Below are 20,853 nucleotides of genomic sequence, written 5' to 3'. Positions count from 1 at the left end.
CTAAGTAACTTAGATATTTAGCCGCTTTTTAAAATCAATGACAATTGGCTTTTTCTTGTATAAATAAACTCATATTAGATGGAGAAACATAGGGTATACCGAGACCTAAGCCTCTCAAAATAAACAATATTCCAATTATTACCCCAACATAAGGAATTACTTTTTGAATTTTATTTCGAATAGGAATTGTCAAAAAGGAATTGACATAAACCACTACACTCATCATTGGCACAGTTCCTAGCCCAAATAATAGCATATATAGAACTCCAAAGCCAGCACTTTGCATGGCAATAGCCCCAAATAAGGCAACATAAACCATTCCACATGGTAAAAAGCCATTCAGTAAGCCTATAATAAACAAAGATTTGTAACTTTTCTTTTTAAAATGACTGCCTAAAGTTTGCTTCATTTTTGAAATCCATCTAAAAACTGGTTTCGAAAAATTATATTGGGCAAAAACTTTTTCGGGTGTTACAATCACTACAATCATTGCTATGCCAATAATAACAGACATTTGCTGCTGAATACCCGCTAAGAAAAGACCTTTTCCCAATAAACCGAATAACAGTCCAATACTTCCGTAAGCCGTTAATCGTCCTAAATGGTAGGTACTAATTTGAGTTGCTTTTTTGGCTGGATTGTTTCTTTCTACAGGCAACATCATAGCAATGGGACCGCACATTCCTATGCAGTGAAAACTACTGATTAAACCGAATAAAAAGGCTGTATAAAGCATTATAATTTTAGATTGCAGAATTTAGATTTTAGAATGCAGATTTTAGAGCACAAATGATTTAAAACCAATTTTCATCTTTTTTTCTCTTTATTCTATTTTCTCTACTCTATTTTCTTTTTATTTTATATAAATCTCTTTTTTGGTCAAATAGGGCTTTCCATTATATTGCCACTCCATATTGATATCCCAAACCCCTCCGATAAGTTTTGATTTAGGAATAGACATACTGGAATTGGATAATGAAATAGGAACTTGAAAATCAAATTTCTTATTAGAAGGTCGATAAAGAGCAACAGTTCCTTTGATGTCTTTTGGCGCAAAATCAGCAGGAAAAACAATAGTAATTCCGTTGGCATCAATTGTGATTACTGGCTTTACTTTTAAATCATGCGCATTTTGAATACGTACCATTTCATCTTGAAAATGCACATCATGCTTGTAATATTCTTCAACTACTAATTCATTGTCATATTTACTATCCGATTGTACTTTTAAAACAAAATACAATATAAAGCTAATAAACAAAGCGAAAGCAATTACTATAGAAGTTCCCCAATTAATTTTCATTTTTTATTTTTTTACTGTATTTTCATTTAACTACTGAATGCTTCACTGAGTACGCAGACAATGTCATTAAGTTAAGGAAATCCAGCGGATTTCAGTTTATAGAAATAATTCAATTACCGACGTTCCTACGACCCCGCTGGGGTCGAACGCACACGCTACATTTTTTTCTATAAACATTTGACCTCTCTGAGGTCAATATAATCCTTAACTTAATGACATTGAGTACGCAGAGATTAATCGAAACTCCTTGGACTTAGAAAATTAGTATAAGTCGTTTCAATTTTTTTATTTCCTTCATAAACATCAATTTCTACCTTGGTTTTATCAGACTCCAATAAAAATTTATTAATTTCTATAAACATGGTACCACTAGACATTCCTTGTTTAGGCACTTTTAAATCCTGTACACCAACTACATTCAGAGTTCCTTTTATCCCAACCAATTCAAAATGAATATCTTTAATATCTCGATTGGTTTTGTTGATAATTTTGAAAGTGTAAATATTACTGATATTATCTCCTTTGTGTTGAAATAATTGTCCCGGTAATCTAAAAATAGTGGCTTCGACTTCCGTTCTTAAAAACAATAATCCAAAAAGTATTCCAATTAATATGGCCAATATTGCTGTATAGCCTTTCATCCTTGCGGTAAACTTAAACTTGGCTTTGGTTTCTATTTCATCTTCCGAAGCATAACGAATAAGACCTACAGGCAATCCTACACTCTTCATTATTATGTCGCATTCATCAATACAAGCCGTGCAATTTACACATTCGAGTTGAACTCCATTACGGATATCAATGCCTGTGGGGCAAACATGTACACATTGCTTGCAATCAATACAATCCCCTTTTCCTGAAGCTGCCCTGTCTTCTTGCTTATTGAATTTCGCCCTTCCTACTTCTTTTTCCCCTCGCACAAAATCATAGGCTACATTTATTGATTTTTTATCTAATAAAACGCCTTGTAATCTTCCGTAAGGACAAGCTATAATACAAACTTGTTCTCTAAACCAAGCAAACACAAAATAAAAAACACTAGTGAAAATCAATAAGGAAATAAAGGTACTGGTATTCGCAAAAGGCCCACCTTCTATCAATCTAAATAATTCATCGCTTCCTATAAGATAGGCTAAAAACACATTGGCAATCAGAAAAGAAATAACAAGGAAAACAAACCACTTTGTTGCCTTCTTGCGGATTTTATCTGCGTTCCATTCTTGTTTTTCCAAGCGAATTTGTGCCCCACGATCTCCTTCTATCCAATATTCTATTCGGCGAAAAACCATTTCTAAAAAAATAGTTTGCGGACAGATCCACCCACAAAATATACGTCCAAAAATTACAGTGAATAGAATGACAAATACAACTCCAATAATCATAAAGATTACAAAAAGATAAAAATCTTGTGGCCAAAATGGGAAGCTGAAAATATTAAAACGGCGTTCCAAAACATTAAACATCATGAATTGATTCCCATTTATCTTTATAAAAGGATTTGCAACCAGAATGATCAATAAAAAATAACTGACCCACTTTCTATAGTCATAAAACTTTCCGGAAGGTTTTTTGGGATAAATGTATTTTCTATTACCCTCTTCATCAATTGTTCCGATGGTATCTCTAAAAGCGTTATCCATTTTAAACACGAATTTCACGAATTGGCACGAATGCTTGACGTAGTTAATTTCACTAACAAATCTGAAACGCAGCTAACTTTGTCAAAATCAAGATAGCTATTGGGATTGACAAAGTAGCTCACACAACTGAACACTGCGACTGAATACTATTTCTCCTCAACCCAAATTTCGCCATCTGGTGCTTTTGGATCTTTTGGATTACTTCCTTTTAAAGAAATAATATAACTGGCAACCGTTTGAATTTCTTTTGGTTTCAAGGTTCCTTTCCATGCAATCATCCCTTTACCGTCACGACCTCCATTGGTAATAGTGTGGAACATATTTTTAATTCCACCACCCAAAATCCAATGATCATCTGTTAAGTTTGGTCCAATTTGCCCCCCTGCATCGGCACGGTGACAAGCAGCACAATTAGTTTCGAAAATCGCTTTTCCAGCGGTCAAATCAGTGGGATCTGCTAATAAAGTTACTGTTTTTTCGTCCATCAAATCGGGTGCGGTCTTCATATACTCGGCTACTTCAACTTTAGCTTGAGCCATTTCGCTTTTAAGTTCGGCCTCTTGATCAGGAGCCCCCATAATTTCATAACGAACCAAATAAACTACTGCAAAAACAATACAAGCATAGAATAAATACACCCACCATGGCGGTAAATTATTGTCTAACTCTTTGATACCATCATAATCATGATCCATCAAGAGTTGCTTTTCATCTTCAATAGGCACCGTTTTTGTCAAACTTTGCATTAAGTTCTTGTACCAACTTTTGTCTTTTAGACTCAATTCAGCTTCTTGAGCTAATCTTGCTTTTTCTTCTTCCGAAAGCAATTGATAGGTAACTGTATTTACGGCTTTAAGCGTAATTTCTATTGCAATTAAAAGAAAAAGCAATACAAATAAAAAGCCTAAAACCATTGGGAATTTAATAAACGCAGGACGATCTCCTGAATCTATAAAGTATTCCATCGCTCCAAAAACGGAGAAAAATATCAAAAGAACTCTTATATAAGGTGGAATTATTTTTTTCATTGTTTATCTATTTTGAAATTATACAATTTAATCTTCTAATGGAATTTGACTCATCTCATCAACCGTTTCTTTTTTGTATGAGTAAACCCAGATTCCTAAGCCTAGAAAAAAGAAAAAGAAAATTAACAACGATAGTATCGGGAAAATTGCAACTCCTGCAATGGTTTCCATATTGTGTTTTATCTGTTCGAACATAACGCTATTTTTTAGTTATTCTTTTACTTTAATATCTGTACCAAGTCTTTGAATATAAGCAATTAGCCCTACAATTTCTCTTTCATTCATCGGAACAAATTTTTCTCCTTTTGCTTCAGCTTTCTTCTTGCTATCTTCATAACTTTTTACAAAATCGGGGTCATTTTTAAGGCTCTCTTCAATCGCAATGGCTTGAGTTCGTAAATCTTTTAAACCATTTGCTATTTGAGTTGCCGTATAAGGAACCCCAAGAGTAACCATAGCTTGCATTTTCTTTTCGGTCAAAGAAATATCCATTGCTTTATTATCAAACAACCATTTGTAACCTGGCATAATAGATCCCGCAGAGGTACTTTGCGGATTCCACATGTGGTTAAAATGCCAATTATCATTGTATTTCCCACCAACTCTTAATAAATCAGGACCCGTACGTTTTGATCCCCAAAGAAATGGATGATCGTAAACAAACTCTCCCGCTTTGGATTGTGGGCCATAACGTTCTACTTCACTACGGAAAGGACGAACCGATTGAGAGTGACAACCCACACAACCTTCACGAATGTATAAATCACGACCTTGCAATTCTAACGGAGAATAGGGCTTAACACTCGCAATAGTTGGAATATTCGATTTTACCATAATCGTTGGCACAATTTGAATAATACCACCTATTAATATCGCAATAGTCGCAAAAACAGCCATTTTTATTGGTTTTCTTTCCAACCACGTATGGTATTTTTCCCCTTTAATTCTTCCTGAACTAATGGATTGTAATGCAGGAGCTTCTGCCAATTCATCTTCAATTTCATTACCTGCTTTTACCGTTTGGATGATGTTATACACCAAGGTTAACATTCCAATTAAATACATACATCCACCAATGGCTCGCATCCAATACATTGGCATGATTTGAGTAACGGTTTCTAGGAAATTACCATAGGTTAAAGTACCATCTGGATTAAATTGTTTCCACATAGAAGCTTGTAAGAAACCTGCCAAGTACATAGGTAATGTATAAAGTATAATTCCTAATGTTCCGATCCAGAAATGGAAATTGGCCAATTTAGTAGAGTACAAAGTACTTTTTGTCATTCTTGGGATCAACCAATAAATAATACCAAAAGCCATAAAACCATTCCAAGCCAATGCGCCAACGTGAACGTGAGCAATAATCCAATCCGTATAGTGGGCAATAGCATTGACATTTTTAAAAGAAAGCATTGGTCCTTCAAAAGTAGCCATACCATAACCGGTCATAGCAACAACAAAAAACTTCAAAACTGGTTCTTCACGTACTCTATCCCAAACGCCTCTTAGCGTTAAAAGTCCGTTAATCATACCACCCCAAGATGGAGCTATTAACATTACAGAGAATACTACCCCTAAGTTTTGAGCCCAATTTGGTAATGCTGAATATAATAAATGGTGAGGACCCGCCCAGATATAAAGAAAAATTAGAGACCAAAAGTGAATGATTGAAAGTCTGTAAGAATACACAGGACGATTGGCAACCTTGGGTACAAAATAATACATTAATCCTAAATATGGAGTCGTCAAGAAAAAGGCAACTGCATTGTGACCGTACCACCATTGCACTAATGCATCTTGAACCCCTGCATAAACAGAGTAACTTTTCATAGCAGAAACCGGCAACTCTAAACTATTAAAAATATGCAATACCGCAACGGTAATAAATGTGGCTAAATAAAACCAAATGGCAACATACAAATGGCGTTCTCTTCTTTTTAGCATGGTACCAATCATATTGATTCCAAAAGCCACCCAAATTAATGCAATCGCAATGTCTATTGGCCATTCTAACTCAGCATATTCCTTTGAAGTACTGTATCCCAAAGGCAATGAAATAGCAGCAGCGACAATGATTAATTGCCAACCCCAAAAATTAAGGTTGCTCAAGAAATCGCTATACATCCTGGCTTTTAATAATCGCTGTAGCGAATAATAAATCCCCGCAAACATAGCGTTCCCGACAAAGGCAAAAATAACCGCATTGGTATGTAAAGGTCTTAATCTACCAAAACTTAGCCATGAAATACCATCGGTCATGTTTGGGAAAAGGAACATAGTGGCCAAAATAAGCCCCACTAACATCCCAACTACTCCAAAAAGTATAGTGGCATAAATGAACTTCTTTACAATTTTGTTGTCGTAATAAAATTGTTGCATTTCCATATTTATAATTGTTTTTAATGTTGTTTAAAATTGGTATTTATTAACTATCAAAAGTTAAATTGAAGATTCAACTTAGCTTTTGGAGTTTACTATTTCCTTTTTTTTTGAGGAGGGAGATTTAATCAATTCATCGTCAAAAAGCATTCTGACCGAAGGGGTATAATCATCATCATATTGTCCTGATTTTACTGCAAAGACAAATGCAATAAAAAATCCAATTGCTACGAAAATACTAATGGAAATCAATAAATATATAACGCTCATATCTTAGTATTAAGTTAACAAAAGTATATGCACCACCTTTTATAAAAAATGATAATTATCATATTTATCCGAATATGCTAAAAATATGAAAAAAAACTAAATAATCCCCTATTAAACTATCCTAATTTACGGGAATAGTAATTACTCATAACGGTTACAAAGCTCACTATCGTTATAGTACTCAGCGGCATAACAATTGCAGCTACCAAAGGCAATAGGTTTCCAGTAATAGCAAAAGACAATCCTACTACATTGTATAAAAGTGATAAAGTAAAGCTCATTTTAATCGTTGTTATGGCTTTTTTGGATAGTTTTAAAAAGTAGTGCAGCTTTTTAAATTCTTTAGCATCTAGAATGGCATCACAAGCCGGCGAAAAAACATTCACATTTTCAGAAATAGAAATCCCAACATTACTTTGTGCCAAAGCACCAGCATCATTAAGGCCATCGCCTACCATCATCACATTTTTTCCTTGCTCTTGCAGTTTTTTGATGAACTCTAATTTTTGCTCTGGTTTTTGATTAAAAATCATTTCGATACCCTTTGGTAAAATCGATTCTAATAAACTGCGTTCTCCTTCATTATCTCCAGACAATACTTTTATCTGATATTGAGTACTTAGCTTTCCAAACAATTCAGATAATCCTTCTCTATATTCATTATTAAAAACATATTTCCCATAATAAACATCATCTATCTTTACATGAACCGAAGTTTGCAAAACCTCAACCGAACCTTCTGAAGGCGGTGAACAAAGAGCCGCTGAACCCATTTGAAGCTTGACTCCATTTATCGTAGCTTGAATTCCTTTCCCCGTTATCTCTTCGAATGAATCTAGTTTCAATCTTTTCCCTTCCGGTAAAAAATCATATAGCATTCTACTCAGAGGATGATTCGAGGCACGAAGCACATTTTTTATTAAAACTAAATTAGATTCAGTAAGAACTTCTCCTTCATAAGAAATATTAGATTTTGTATTGGTCGTTATTGTACCAGTCTTATCAAAAACAATGGTATCTACTTTGGCCAATTGCTCAATAACTAAAGCGTTTTTGAGGTAAAAATGTTTATTGCCTAAAATTCGCAGCATATTCCCCATGGTAAAAGGAGCTGTCAAAGCCAATGCACAAGGACAGGCCACAATAAGAACAGCCGTAAAAACATTGAAAGCAGTGTTGGCATCAAAAAATATCCAATAGCCAAATCCAGCAAATGCAATCAATAGCAAAATTGGAGTAAAATATCTACTAATACTATCTGTTATAGTTTTATGTTTTTGCTCCACATTTTTCTGAAAGACATCGTTACTCCACAATTGCGTTAGATAACTTTGTGAAACTGAATGTAGAACTTCCATTTCAATCACTTTCCCTATTTGTTTTCCTCCCGCAAATACTTTGTCTCCCGATTTTTTGGTGATTGGAATAGCTTCACCAGTCACAAAACTATAATCGATATCGGCTTTATCTGAAATTAAAATCCCATCAACTGGAATGAGTTCTTGATTTCTGATCAACAATCGATCTCCTTTTTGAACATCATAAATAGGAACACTTTCTTCTAAGGTATCACTTATAACTTTGGTAATCGCTATCGGGAAATACGATTTAAAATCCCTTTCGAAACTAAGGAAACTATAGGTTTTAATTTGAAACATTTTCCCCAATAACATGAAGAAAATCAAGCCCGTTAAACTATCGAAAAAACCGGGACCATAATCCATTACAATATCAAAAGTGCTACGGATAAACATCACAACTATCCCTAAAGCAATAGGAATATCAATGTTAAGCATTTTGGTTTTAATGCTTTTATAAGCCGAAACATAATAACCACTGGCCGAATACAAAAAAGAAGGCAAGGATAATGCAAAAATCAATCCTCTAAAGAAGGGTTTATAATTATCCAACCAATATTCTTTTACTTCAAAATATTCTGGAAATGAAAGCAACATAATATTTCCAAAACAAAAGAAAGCCACTCCTAATTTATAGGTCAAACTTCGATCGACATTGTTCTTACCAGTTTCGTAATTCTCTAGACTGATATAAGGCTCATACCCTATGGAACTCAATAAATAAATGATGTTTTTGAGCGAAACAATTTCAGGATTATAATTGATTCGGACTTTTTTCTCCGGAAAATTAACTTGAGAGGTGTTTATTCCTTTTTGAAGACGTTGTAAATTCTCCAAAATCCAAATACACGAGCTACAATGTATATGTGGAATGTTAAGTGAAATAATAGCCGCTGTGTCTTCTTGAAATTCCAACAATTTTATAACAATGCTTTCATTATCTAAAAAATCATATTTACCATCAATGTCCTGTGGAGTTGCACCTGGTGCATTTTCAAAATCATAATAACAGGTCAAATCATTCAGACTAAAAATTTCGTATACGGTTTTACAACCATTGCAACAAAATTCCTTTCCATCAAAAAGTATTTGCTTCGTCAGTTCGTATCGATAGCTATCGGTACTCGGATGCTCCTCTTTTACAATATCTAAACCACAATGAAAACAGTTATTTTTCGCCATAAATAAAGTCTAATTAAAAACTGTAAATTTTACAAATCGAATGTCTCGAAAACAATGACATTTATCATATAAAAGTATAACTTTGTAGAAGCAAATCCAATTTCATTATGAGCAAATGTGAACAATGTATCGTTAAAGAATTTAGTTCGTTAAAAGCACTAAATAAAGACGAGTTATTAAAACTTTCTGATTGCAAGACATCCATAACCATTAAAAAAGGGGAAAACATTTTTGAAGAAGGAGAAAATGTGAATGGTATATTTTGCGTTAAGGACGGAGTTTGCAAATTGACCAAATTGAGTCCAAATGGTAAAGATCATATCGTAAAATTGGTAGCAAAAGGAGAATTATTAGGTCAACGTTCTATGATTAGTGACGAACCAGCTAATTTAAGTGCCATCGCACTAGAAGACATGCACGTTTGTTTCATTCCAAAAAATGACATTATGGAATTTTTTGACAAAAACAATCAATTCTCTATGAATGTCATGAAAACGATATGCGGCGATTTAAAAAATGCCGATGAACATATGGTTAACATGGCTCAGAAGTCTGTAAAAGAAAGACTAGCCGAGACATTAATCTATTTACATGATACCTTTGGCACCAATACAGACAAAACGCTAAAAATACAACTTTCAAGAGATGAACTAGCCAGTATGATAGGAACAGCTACCGAAAGTTGCATTCGATTACTATCTGATTTTAATAAAATAGGATTGATTGAATTGATAGGTAAAAAAATTGTTTTGAAAGATTTTAATAAATTGAAAAAATTGGCGGAATAGACCCTGAACTGTTTTCTGAATACTGAATATTGAATACTGCTTTCTGAATAATACTAAAGCTTTTTCGCTTCATTCCAGAAAACATCCATCTCTGCAAGCGTCATATCCATCAGTGGTTTTCCTAACTCATCTGCTTTACTCTCTAAATACTGAAAGCGTTTAATGAATTTTTTATTGGTTCGTTCTAATGCATCTTCGGGATTTATGTTTAAAAAGCGGGCATAATTAATCATCGAGAATAAAACATCGCCAAACTCGGATTCCATTTTATCTTGATCTCCAGCTTCGATTTCAACTTGCAATTCTTGTAATTCTTCTTGAACCTTATCCCAAACTTGGTGCGATTCTTCCCAATCAAACCCTACTCCTTTTACTTTATCCTGAATTCGGCTCGCTTTTACCAAAGCGGGTAAGCTTTTTGGAACACCCTCCAAAACCGATTTCTTACCTTCTTTTAGTTTTAGTTTTTCCCAATTTTGCTTTACCTCTTCTTCATCTTTTACCACCACATCACTGTAAATATGGGGATGACGATGAATTAGTTTTTCACAAATATCATTACACACATCAGCCATATCAAAATCGTTGGTTTCACTTCCTATTTTGGCATAAAAAACAATATGCAATAGCAAGTCTCCCAATTCATTTTTTACTTCGTTTAAATCATTATCTAAAATGGCATCGCCCAATTCATAGGTTTCCTCAATGGTAAGATGACGTAGCGTTTGCATGGTTTGCTTTTTGTCCCAAGGGCATTTTTCACGCAAATCGTCCATTATATCTAATAATCTTTCGAAGGCTTGGAGTTGGTTTTGTTTGGAATTCATTAGAAAAATTTAGATGGGTTATTAGGTTTAAAAGTTTAGCTTTTTACAAAACAAAATTATTTCAAAAATAAGAAATCCTGTCCAGAAAAATCTAGACAGGATTAAATTATTTAGTGATTAGTTAATAGCCATTAGTAATTAGCTTCACTGGGTTTTCAATACTGAAAGTATATCTAAAAACAACAATCTGCACTTGCGTTTCATAGAATTCGTTTTTTGAAACGCCAAATGCTAATCACTATTCACTAAGAGCTAACAGCTACTAAAAACTTAAATTACTCTTTTTTAGCTTTTGCTTTTTTAGCTGGAGCTTTTACTTTTTCGGCAACAACTTCTTCTGCAACAGGAGCTACTTCTTCAGCAACAACAACTGGAGCTTCATCCACAATCATACCTCTTTCTTGAAGCATATTGTACCAATTTAATATTTTCTTGATATCAGATGGATATACTCTATCTTCATCATACTCTGGTAATATTTCTCTAAAATAAGCTGATAATTTTGCATTATCTTCTTTGTGAGAAAGAGCAGCACCTTTATTTTCTTTATTGGCAATGTTTTGAATTATTTCAGCCAATGGTTTTTCAGCTTCATAGGTGTAAATAGAAATTTCAGACAATAGACTTACATTGCTTTTCAAACTTACGGTTACTTTTTTTCCATCCAATAATGACTCAGCAACAAAACCAGTACGCGTTTGTACTTTTAAAACATATAAACCTGGCTTTCCTGAAATGGATAATATTTTCTCTAAATTCATTTTATATTTTTTTACTTATTCTTTATTAAAAATCTGAACACTAATCCCGATAGCTCCCAATAATTATCGGAACGGGACTGCAAACTGACCACTTACAACTATCTTCCTTTTTTGGCGAAAAATTTCATTCTATAATCTTGAAATGTTTTCCCTTCGGTGATGTTTTTTAATTTTTTTTGAATCAAACGTTTTTTCAATGATGATATTTTATCTGTAAACAAAATCCCTTCGATATGATCGTATTCGTGCTGAATAACTCTAGCTATTAAACCATCAAAAACTTCGGTTTTCATCACAAAATCTTCTTCACAATATTCAATAGTTATCGTAGGATTTCTATATACATCTTCACGGACATCTGGAATACTTAAGCATCCTTCGTTAAAAGCCCATTCTTCACCCTCTTCTTTGATCATTTTTGCATTGATAAACGTTCTTTTGAACCCTTTCAATTGATCTTGTTCTTTTTCTTCCAAATCCTCATCATCACTAAAAGGAGTAGTATCTACAATAAACAATCGCAATGATAAACCTACTTGTTCAGCTGCTAGACCAACACCACATGCATTGTACATGGTATCATACATATTGTCTATAATTTCTTTCAAATTTGGATATTCAGGAGTAAGCTCCTCTCCTATTTTTCTCAAAACAGGATCACCATATCCTATAATTGGTACTATCATTCGTGTTGTATTAATTAGTAACTAGTGTAAATTAAAGGATAATTCCATTTAATTCGGTTGGCAAAAATAGTAAAAAAATAAACAATGATTAATCCCATTTAAATAATTAGCGTTTTTTTGTAATTTAGACTTGATTTTGTGAATTATTCAGCCATTAGTCCCGATAGCTATCGGGAGTAAATAGTGATTAGCCCTGACTGCTAAAAAAATTGATAGTTTCTTGCAAAATAAGGGTTCTATGTCTTTTTTTGTAATTACTTTAATTATTGTTTTGGCGTTTAAAACACAACCGACACTAATCACTAACTGCTATTCACTAATCACTGTATTGCTCTACTTTAATCCTATAACAAATACCTATTAAATCCCTACAAATGGTATCTTTGCAATAAATCAATAATTATGATCGATAAAATTGAAAAATTCACTGATAGCACTTATTTTACTAATGCTTTAAAAGCAACACTATCTGCGGTTTTTCCTGTTTTATTATTCTCCTATCTAGGTTATTTTGAAATTGGTTTTAACATTGCTCTCGGTGCTTTCTTAACGTATCCAAGTGACATTCCGAGTAGTTTAAAACATAAAATTAAGGGAATACTATTTACGGCTTTTTTAGTCTCAAGTATTAATTTGCTCATTAATCTTTTCTATCCTTATCCTTGGCTTTTCTATCCTTTTTTTATTCTATTATTGTTTGTTTTATCAATGATATCCGTTTATGGACAAAGAGCCACGATCGTATCCTTTTCGGCATTACTAGCCGTGTCCTTATCTTTCTCCCATATGCATACGGGATTAGAAATGATTAAATATGCCACATTAATTTTATCTGGAGGATTGTTTTACTTAGTTATATCTCTTATTTTTCATTACACAAGACCTAATAGATATGCCGAATTACAAGTTGCAGAATGTATAAAATTGACTTCAAAATACCTTAAACTTAGAGGAGATTTATGGAAAATAGGTGCCGATAAAAAAGCAATAATCGAAAAACAGCTACACTTACAAGTAGAGCTTAACACCATACATCATAACATAAGAAGAGTTCTTATTGGAAAACAATTCAATTCTATCACTTCTAATCAAAACAGAAAAATGCTAATTGCCTTTATTTCCTTGGTTGAAATATTAGAATTAGCACTATCGACAGCATTTGACCATGATAAATTACATAAAAAATTTGACGACCATCCTAAAGTTTTATCTACTTATCAAAACTTAGCCTATAATTTGGCTTCTACATTAAAGCAGTTATCTAAAAATATAAATAACAGGACAAATTACGTTTCGAAACACAATTTATTCAAAGATCTTAATGCGCTTGAACTCGCTATTGCGGCATACGAAAATGACTTAGGAGCAACAGCTGCCTCCGAAGGTGTTTTTATGTTAACAACCATGTTAGAATATGCTGAAAAACAAATAGAAAAGATTAAAGTCATCGAGCGTACCTTTACAACAGCTACAAACACTTATGATTTTAAAGGCAAAGACAAAGATCTAGAAAAATTCTTAACACCTCAATATTATCCTTTAAGCACATTTGTTCAGAATTTAAGTTTCTCATCTACCATTTTCAGGCATTCCCTAAGACTAACAATTACCATTATAATTGGTGGTATCATCGGGAAACTACTCCCTTTTCAAAATATTTATTGGATTTTAATGACCATCATAATCATAATGCGCCCCGGTTATGGCTTAACAAAACAACGCTCTATTCAACGCGCATTGGGGACAATATTAGGAGGTGTAATTGCATTTTCTATTTTATCCTTAACTCAAAATCAAATCCTACTCAGTACACTGGCAATAACGTGCATGCTCTTAGGTTTATCCTTTACACAAACCAATTATACTGTTAGCGCCACATTTGTAACCATGTATATTGTGTTTCTATATGGCATATTGACACCAAATTTTGTTCATGTAATTCAATTTAGGATTATCGATACCTTAACTGGAGCTCTTTTGGCGTTCTTGGCCAACCATTTTTTGTGGCCTTCATGGGAATACATAAAAGCCCCCGAATATTTGGAGAAAGCTATTGCTGCCAATCGTGATTATCTCAATGAAATATTCGCTTTCTACAGAAATAAAGGAGAGGTAACTATATCGTATCGTTTAGCCAGAAAAAATGCCTTTATCGAAATTGGAAATCTTATGGCCTCGTTCCAAAGAATGTCGCAAGAACCTAAGTCCAAACAAATAAAAATGACTCAGGTTTATAAATTAACCGAACTCAATCACTCCTTACTTTCCTCGATTGCTTCGTTGGGTACTTACATACAATCCCATAAAACGACTCCCTTATCCGAAGCATTTACAATTGTGGCAAAAAAGAGTATTAAGAATTTAGAAGAAGCAATTGGATATTTAAAAAACGAAGTCTACGCTCAACAAAATCCTATTACAAACGAAGAATTAGCCAATCGATTTACGGAACTAAAAAATATAAGAGAAAGAGAACTAAAAGAAGGAAATCTTATCGATGAAGAGTCCTTTACCTTGAAAATGCAAGAAGCACAATTGGTAATTGAGCAATTAATTTGGCTTACCAATTTATCAGAGAGGATCTTGAAAAATACCAAATTATTAATGTTGTGAGAAAGTTTTCAGTCGCAGTTTTCAGTTTTCAGATAGAGACTGAAAACTGAGACTGCGACTGAAAACTGTGGCTAAAAAACTACTCCACAAGTTTTAAAACAGCTGAAGTGTTTTTTCTGATTTCTGCCAAAAGCTCCGGTTTATCATTTAAAGTTTGACCAAACGATGGGATCATAGCTTTGAATTTTTCCTGCCATACTACAGACTTACTTTCTTCCTTAAAACATTTGGCTACCAATTCTAGCATAATAGAAACAGCGGTCGAAGCTCCTGGCGATGCACCAAGTAAAACGGCCAATGAACCATCTGCAGTAGTGATCATTTCAGTACCAAATTCAAGTATCCCACCTTCTTTTTCATCTTTTTTTATCACTTGAACTCTTTGTCCAGCACGTTCCAAGACCCAATCCTTTGCAACTGCTTTGGGTACATATTCCTTAAGGGCATTCATCCTGTCTTTTGGAGATTGACGTACTTGCTCAATTAGATATTTAGTAAGAGGCAAGTTTTTATAACCCGCAATAAGCATCGGAATAACATTGTCTGTTTTTATTGAAAATGGCAAATCAGAATACGATCCATTCTTCAAAAAACGAGTAGAAAAACCAGCAAACGGACCAAAAAGCAATGCTTTTTCACCGTTTATCATTCTAGAATCAATATGAGGAACAGACATAGGTGGTGCCCCAACGCTTGCTTTACCATATACTTTGGCTTGGTGTTTTGCGATAACGGTTGGATTGGTACATTTTAACCATTGTCCGCTTACTGGGAAACCTCCATATCCTTTTCCTTCTGGAACATTTGCTTTTTCTAATAAAGGCAATGAGCCTCCACCAGCACCAATAAAAACAAATTTGGTGTATACTTTTCTTTTTTGGCCATTAGCCAAATCTTCTATTTTTATTCTCCAAGAACCATCCCTACGTTGTTTCAACTTATCTACCTCATGATTAAAGGACACTGTAACTCCATCCAATTGAGACAAATGCTTAAACATCCCTCTAGTCAATTCTCCAAAATTCACGTCTGTTCCAATAGCCATCGTTGTTCCTGCGTACTTTTCAGATTCTTTTCTGGATTCCATTACTAACGGCATCCATTCTTTTAATTTAGAAAAATCGGTACTGAATTGCATATCCTTAAACAGCGCATTGGGTTGTAAAGCGTCGTATCTTTTCTTAAGATAATCAACGTTTTTCTCTCCCCAAACAAAACTCATGTGCGGAATGCTTTTTATGAATTCCTCTGGTGAATCCATATATTTTTGGTTGACTAGATAAGCCCAAAACTGGCGTGATACCTCAAAAGATTCGGCAATACTGATTGCCTTTTTGGGATCAATGCTTCCGTCTTCTTTTTCAGGAGTGTAATTTAGCTCACAAAAAGCAGAATGTCCAGTTCCGGCATTATTCCATGCATCAGAACTTTCGGCAGCGGCAATGTCTAATCTTTCGAATATTTCTATTTTAATATCGGGTTGTAACTCTTTAAGAATCAAACCAAGAGTGGCACTCATTATTCCAGCACCAATAAGTACTACATCAGTAGTTTTTGAACGTATCGTTGTATCAGACATTTTTGTGAGATTTTAAAAATGCAAAAGTACCTCTTAAATTCACAAAAAAAAAGTTAAATTTAGTCGAAAAAGTTATGAAACAATAAAAAAACAAAGCCATTAGTCCCGATAGCTATCGGGAGTAAAAAGTGATTAGCCTTTGGCTAGCCGATAAAGAAAATCTAAAATTAAAGCTATTTGATTTTCCTCAACAATTTCGAATGCATTTACAGTAAAACCAGCGATTCCATGCTAATCACTAAAGGCTATTCACTAATTACCGAATGTTTATAGCTAATCTATTTCCGATTCAAATAATCCTGAAGCATAATAGTGGCCGAAATTTCATCAATTAACGCTTTATTTTGGCGTTGTTTTTTGTTGAGTCCGCTATCGATCATCGTTTGAAAAGCCATTTTAGATGTAAAACGTTCATCTACACGAATGACTTTCATGTCTGGGAAATGATTGGTAAAATGAGTTACAAATCCTTTTATAATAGAGGCACTTTCAGAAGGCTCTCCATTCATTTGTTTGGGTTCACCAATAAGAACGGCTTCTACTTTTTCTTTGGAAAAATAATCTTTTAAAAAAGCAATTGCAGTAGCGGAAGGAATCGTAGTCAATCCCGAAGCAATAATTTGCAATTCATCAGTAACAGCTATTCCGGTGCGTTTTTGTCCGTAATCTATAGAGAGTATTCTAGGCATTTATTTTTTAGATTATAATGATTTTCTATGTTTCAAAATTGCCACAACCAAAACTGTTTCGAGTGCAACATCAACTTTAAAAACAACTGTATAGCCTTTAAAAACATAATCCCTTATATACTCGTCCTTAAAATAAATTGATTTTTTGAAAAGAAAAGGTTGCTTCAAATCTTTTTTCACATTCTTTATTAATTCGGTTTTGAATTTCCTAGCTGCAACGGGTTTGTCTCTCGAAATAAAATCAACTATATCCTTCAAATCGTAATTAAATTCAACAGTTAATTTAACCCTCATATTTTGATATAGTTTCTTCCAGCAAAATATCCAACTCCTCAAAACTAGAATAGACAGCAGTGCCATTATTAATCTTATCCATTCTAGCCTGTAGCATTCTTTTTTCATCTTCAAAACTTGACCTTTCTTGAACAATCTTCAATTCATCCGAAGAAAATGAACTTAATAATTCCAAGAGCTTGGCTTTTATGTTGGGTTGAAATTCTAATCGTAACGTTTCCATGGCAATTTTATTTATTGTACAAATATACCACTTTTTAAACTAAAACTGATTTCACAAAATAAATGGCTATTAAGTTATACCCATAACATTTTCCATTCAATTTGTCTTTTTTGCTATTGCTTAAAAATGGTATCTTTGCCAAAAATCTAAGAAAAATGAATCCATTACAACCAATAATAGAACAAGCTTGGGAGAACCGTGCTTTATTACAAGAAACAACAACTACTGATGCCATCAGAGCAGTTATTGAATTATTAGACACCGGAAAATTACGTGTTGCTGAGCCTGTTGGCGAAGGATGGCAAGTAAACGAATGGATAAAGAAAGCCGTTGTGATGTACTTCCCTATTCAAAAAATGGAAACATTAGAATCTGGAATTTTTGAATACCACGACAAAATGCTACTAAAAAGAGGGTATGCCGAAAAAGGAATTCGTGTGGTTCCTAATGCTGTCGCTCGTTATGGTGCTTACATCTCAAGTGGTGTAATCCTGATGCCTAGTTATGTAAACATTGGTGCTTATGTAGATGAAGGAACGATGGTAGATACTTGGGCAACCGTAGGAAGTTGTGCTCAAATTGGTAAAAATGTACACTTAAGCGGTGGAGTTGGAATTGGCGGTGTTCTTGAACCATTGCAAGCTGCTCCGGTAATTATTGAAGACGGTGCCTTTATAGGTTCACGTTGTATTGTTGTTGAAGGAGTTCATGTGGGCAAAGAAGCCGTTCTTGGTGCCAATGTATGTTTGACTGCCTCGACAAAAATCATCGATGTAACTGGTGATGCCCCTGTAGAAATGAAAGGTTTTGTCCCTGCTCGTTCAGTAGTAATCCCAGGAAGTTATACTAAGAAATTTGCTGCTGGAGAATTCCAAGTGCCTTGCGCTTTGATTATTGGGACTCGTAAACCATCTACAGATTTAAAAACGTCATTGAATAACGCTTTACGCGAATATGATGTAGCGGTATAAATTTTAGATTGCAGATTTTAGATTGCAGATTGAATACTTTGCAATTAAAACACACAATTAGTTGATTATTGACCACATAAAACATCAATACAAAACCAAATATCAAAAATTCCAAATTTCAATTGATTATTCGATTGGAATTTGGAATTTTTTTGCCTTTTGCCCTTTGGTGTTTGCCTTTTGCCCTTTGACTATTGAAGTTTACTTTGTTTTTACTTCCTACCTATTTTCCTTTTTAAGTATTTTTTTTTTGTGATTTTTCTTTTGAATTGAGTTGTTTTATCCGAAAGAATAGCAAGTAATTTTTCTTCGGGTTGACTACTTAATTTAGCATAAGCCTCTGCCACGACTTTTACCATAGCTTTAGACAACCACATTTTTTTAAAATTATCCATTCGCTCCTCGATAGATAAGTTTTTAAAATTCATTCTATTCAAATCTATTAGATAAAACTCATATTTCCCCGTATCTTTTTTTATAACCAAAGTATTTCCCGGGGAATGATCCAAAAAATTAACATTTGCCTCATGCATACTAAATGTAAAAGCGGTGAATTGCTCTAAAATAACATTTCTCTCAGGAAACAATGGATCATGTATTAGTTCTCGAATGGTAAAATCATAATCAATTTGCTGGCAAATATAATAACTGTCCTGTAGCAGTCCAATACTGTTCCATTTTTCAATATAAGCAATAGGAAAGGGCGTCAGAATATTATGCGCTATTAAATAATTAGCATAATCAAAAGACCGTTTGGCTTTCGTACTTCTAAAAAAAGAGTAAATAATTGATTTAAATATTCCTGGCTTCTGAAAAAATTTAATATTTACCTTTTCATCCCCTAGAAAATTGGACTTGATCGTATTTCTAGCCCCCTTAACAATCATATCCCCTTCCTCAAAAAAATTAGCAACTAATTGAAAAATAGCCTCTTCTTTACTTTTATATTTCGAATGAACGATTATTGACACAGCTTACAATTTTAATTTGGTTTAAAAGTATAAAAAATAGAACTTTGTACCAAGGAATAGTGTCATAAAGAAATTTAGGAATCCTTTTTTTGGTCAATCCAAAAGACTCAATATTGAGAATTACATACCTCCAATCAATAAAAACAAACAACTAGGATGAAAGTTTTAATCATACAAAACAAGCGAATTGGAGATGTTCTAATCAGCTCTGTGATTGCCAATAATTTTAAAGCAAAGTATCCCAAGAGTGAAGTTCATTTTATGGCCTATGATTTCACACATGGCGTAATTAGCAACAACCCAAATATCGACAAAATCATATCTATAAATGACAAAGAACTAAAAAAACTTCCTGTTTTATTTCGCCTAATTCGACAGATTAAAAAAGAACAGTATGACATTATTTTTGATCCGTATTCAAAAACACAAAGTAAATTGATTTGCAAATTCTCCGGAGCCAAACAAACCATCGGACATAAAAGTCGAAAAAAACTAGGTAATTGGGGCTATTACACCCATCCTCTAACCATCTCTAAAGAAAAGACCAAGATTTGTGGTAAAGCAATAGAAGATAGAATACACCTACTAAGTCAGGCTGGCAATTTCGAGCCCATTGTCTACGAACCTAAAATATTTTTAACAGAAGAAGAAAAAAAAGAAGATTGGCTTCAAGACTATAAAAACAAGAAAGTAATTGTTTTGGGGATTTTAGGAAGCACACCCCAAAAATCGATGCCTTATGAATACGTAGCCCAAATAGTTGATTTTATTACATCAAACTATGATGTAAATATCCTATTCAACTATGCGCCACATCAAAAAGAGGAAGCACAAAAAATTCATGAAATGTGCCAAAACAAATCAAATATCATTTTAGACATTTATGCCAAGAGCATACGAGATTTCATTAAATTAATGTCACAATGCGATGTATTGGTTTCTAATGAAGGAGGAACAGTTCATATTGCAAAAGCCTTGAACAAACCTACTTTTACCATTTTTTCTCCTTATGTAAACAAAGACCATTGGGCAAGTTTTGAAGATGGAAAATTCCATCACTCGGTACATTTACTGGAAATGAAACCAAATCTATTTGACAGTTTTACTTTTGAAGAATGCAAAAGAATAGAAAAAAATCCAGATGAATTATACAAACAATTGACTCCAGAAATGATTATCCCCGAATTAGACACTTTCTTGAAAAATAATTTATAACAAAAAAGCATCCGTTAGTCGCGAGGGCACTGAAAAACTACCTATAAATAAAAGGGCTTAAACTTTAAATCAG

Annotated in this window: 20 protein-coding genes; 4 read left to right on the top strand and 16 right to left on the bottom strand. The window is 33.7% G+C overall.

Annotated elements, in window-relative coordinates; translation table 11 throughout:
• Window positions 1-34: 34 nt before the first annotated feature.
• The 8 genes from FNW52_RS06635 to FNW52_RS06600 form a co-directional block, all read right to left on the bottom strand.
• Entirely contained in the window at window positions 35-736 is a 702-nt protein-coding gene (locus tag FNW52_RS06635; RefSeq protein ID WP_143376675.1) for a sulfite exporter TauE/SafE family protein, read from the bottom strand.
• Between the two features lie 117 nt (window positions 737-853).
• Window positions 854-1,303 (bottom strand): FixH family protein, encoded by a 450-nt coding sequence (locus tag FNW52_RS06630; protein WP_143376674.1) that lies wholly within the window; start codon window positions 1,301-1,303, stop codon window positions 854-856.
• Between the two features lie 233 nt (window positions 1,304-1,536).
• Complete coding sequence (ccoG, locus tag FNW52_RS06625) at window positions 1,537-2,943, bottom strand: cytochrome c oxidase accessory protein CcoG (RefSeq protein WP_143376673.1); 1,407 nt, start codon at window positions 2,941-2,943, stop codon at window positions 1,537-1,539.
• A 146-nt stretch (window positions 2,944-3,089) separates the two neighbouring features.
• Complete coding sequence (locus tag FNW52_RS06620; protein WP_143376672.1) at window positions 3,090-3,971, bottom strand: cbb3-type cytochrome c oxidase N-terminal domain-containing protein; 882 nt, start codon at window positions 3,969-3,971, stop codon at window positions 3,090-3,092.
• Window positions 3,972-3,998: 27 nt separating this feature from the next.
• Window positions 3,999-4,166 carry a CcoQ/FixQ family Cbb3-type cytochrome c oxidase assembly chaperone gene (locus FNW52_RS06615; RefSeq protein WP_116760627.1) on the bottom strand — a complete coding sequence of 56 codons (168 nt, stop codon included), beginning with the start codon at window positions 4,164-4,166 and terminating at the stop codon, window positions 3,999-4,001.
• 15 nt (window positions 4,167-4,181) lie between these two features.
• Window positions 4,182-6,359: a cytochrome-c oxidase, cbb3-type subunit I gene (gene ccoN / locus FNW52_RS06610; RefSeq protein ID WP_143376671.1), complete on the bottom strand. Its 2,178-nt coding sequence runs from the start codon at window positions 6,357-6,359 to the stop codon at window positions 4,182-4,184.
• Window positions 6,360-6,431: 72 nt separating this feature from the next.
• Window positions 6,432-6,623, bottom strand: a complete 192-nt coding sequence (ccoS, locus tag FNW52_RS06605) for a cbb3-type cytochrome oxidase assembly protein CcoS (RefSeq protein WP_143376670.1) — start codon at window positions 6,621-6,623, stop codon at window positions 6,432-6,434.
• A gap of 116 nt (window positions 6,624-6,739) precedes the next feature.
• Window positions 6,740-9,163, bottom strand: coding sequence for a heavy metal translocating P-type ATPase metal-binding domain-containing protein (locus FNW52_RS06600; RefSeq protein WP_143376669.1), 2,424 nt, complete (start codon window positions 9,161-9,163; stop codon window positions 6,740-6,742).
• 107 nt (window positions 9,164-9,270) lie between these two features.
• On the opposite strand from FNW52_RS06600, the gene FNW52_RS06595 reads away from it, so the two are divergent.
• Window positions 9,271-9,951: a Crp/Fnr family transcriptional regulator gene (locus FNW52_RS06595; RefSeq protein WP_143376668.1), complete on the top strand. Its 681-nt coding sequence runs from the start codon at window positions 9,271-9,273 to the stop codon at window positions 9,949-9,951.
• A 53-nt stretch (window positions 9,952-10,004) separates the two neighbouring features.
• On the opposite strand, the gene mazG is transcribed toward FNW52_RS06595, so the two are convergent.
• From mazG to def, 3 genes are all read right to left on the bottom strand, one after another.
• Entirely contained in the window at window positions 10,005-10,778 is a 774-nt protein-coding gene (mazG, locus tag FNW52_RS06590) for a nucleoside triphosphate pyrophosphohydrolase (protein ID WP_143376667.1), read from the bottom strand.
• 275 nt (window positions 10,779-11,053) lie between these two features.
• Window positions 11,054-11,539, bottom strand: coding sequence for a DUF5606 domain-containing protein (locus FNW52_RS06585; protein ID WP_143376666.1), 486 nt, complete (start codon window positions 11,537-11,539; stop codon window positions 11,054-11,056).
• A 98-nt stretch (window positions 11,540-11,637) separates the two neighbouring features.
• The gene (gene def / locus FNW52_RS06580) at window positions 11,638-12,225 is read right to left on the bottom strand and encodes a peptide deformylase (protein WP_143376665.1); all 588 of its coding nucleotides are present in this window, start codon (window positions 12,223-12,225) and stop codon (window positions 11,638-11,640) included.
• A gap of 402 nt (window positions 12,226-12,627) precedes the next feature.
• Here def and FNW52_RS06575 point away from each other — a divergent pair, with 402 nt between their 5' ends.
• Complete coding sequence (locus FNW52_RS06575) at window positions 12,628-14,838, top strand: FUSC family membrane protein (RefSeq protein ID WP_143376664.1); 2,211 nt, start codon at window positions 12,628-12,630, stop codon at window positions 14,836-14,838.
• 79 nt (window positions 14,839-14,917) lie between these two features.
• On the opposite strand, the gene FNW52_RS06570 is transcribed toward FNW52_RS06575, so the two are convergent.
• The 4 genes from FNW52_RS06570 to FNW52_RS06555 form a co-directional block, all read right to left on the bottom strand.
• Window positions 14,918-16,417, bottom strand: a complete 1,500-nt coding sequence (locus FNW52_RS06570; RefSeq protein ID WP_143376663.1) for a malate:quinone oxidoreductase — start codon at window positions 16,415-16,417, stop codon at window positions 14,918-14,920.
• Between the two features lie 278 nt (window positions 16,418-16,695).
• Window positions 16,696-17,106, bottom strand: coding sequence for a Holliday junction resolvase RuvX (gene ruvX / locus FNW52_RS06565; RefSeq protein ID WP_116760607.1), 411 nt, complete (start codon window positions 17,104-17,106; stop codon window positions 16,696-16,698).
• A gap of 12 nt (window positions 17,107-17,118) precedes the next feature.
• Window positions 17,119-17,400, bottom strand: a complete 282-nt coding sequence (locus FNW52_RS06560; protein WP_143376662.1) for a type II toxin-antitoxin system RelE/ParE family toxin — start codon at window positions 17,398-17,400, stop codon at window positions 17,119-17,121.
• Window positions 17,390-17,623, bottom strand: a complete 234-nt coding sequence (locus tag FNW52_RS06555) for a hypothetical protein (RefSeq protein ID WP_143376661.1) — start codon at window positions 17,621-17,623, stop codon at window positions 17,390-17,392. The genes FNW52_RS06560 and FNW52_RS06555 overlap by 11 nt, the downstream gene beginning before the upstream one ends.
• 155 nt (window positions 17,624-17,778) lie before the next feature.
• On the opposite strand from FNW52_RS06555, the gene FNW52_RS06550 reads away from it, so the two are divergent.
• Window positions 17,779-18,594: a 2,3,4,5-tetrahydropyridine-2,6-dicarboxylate N-succinyltransferase gene (locus tag FNW52_RS06550; RefSeq protein ID WP_143376660.1), complete on the top strand. Its 816-nt coding sequence runs from the start codon at window positions 17,779-17,781 to the stop codon at window positions 18,592-18,594.
• A 212-nt stretch (window positions 18,595-18,806) separates the two neighbouring features.
• Here the strand turns inward: FNW52_RS06550 and FNW52_RS06545 are convergent, their stop codons facing one another.
• Window positions 18,807-19,565: a lipopolysaccharide kinase InaA family protein gene (locus FNW52_RS06545; protein WP_143376659.1), complete on the bottom strand. Its 759-nt coding sequence runs from the start codon at window positions 19,563-19,565 to the stop codon at window positions 18,807-18,809.
• 156 nt (window positions 19,566-19,721) lie between these two features.
• On the opposite strand from FNW52_RS06545, the gene FNW52_RS06540 reads away from it, so the two are divergent.
• Complete coding sequence (locus FNW52_RS06540) at window positions 19,722-20,780, top strand: glycosyltransferase family 9 protein (protein WP_143376658.1); 1,059 nt, start codon at window positions 19,722-19,724, stop codon at window positions 20,778-20,780.
• The last annotated feature ends 73 nt before the right edge of the window (window positions 20,781-20,853 follow it).

It is taken from the genome of Flavobacterium sp. ZT3R18 (genome assembly GCF_007097385.1).
Classification (GTDB): Bacteria; Bacteroidota; Bacteroidia; order Flavobacteriales; family Flavobacteriaceae; genus Flavobacterium.
The sequence above is the reverse complement of the archived record's forward strand: the minus strand, read 5'-3'. Positions and strand labels throughout refer to the sequence as shown.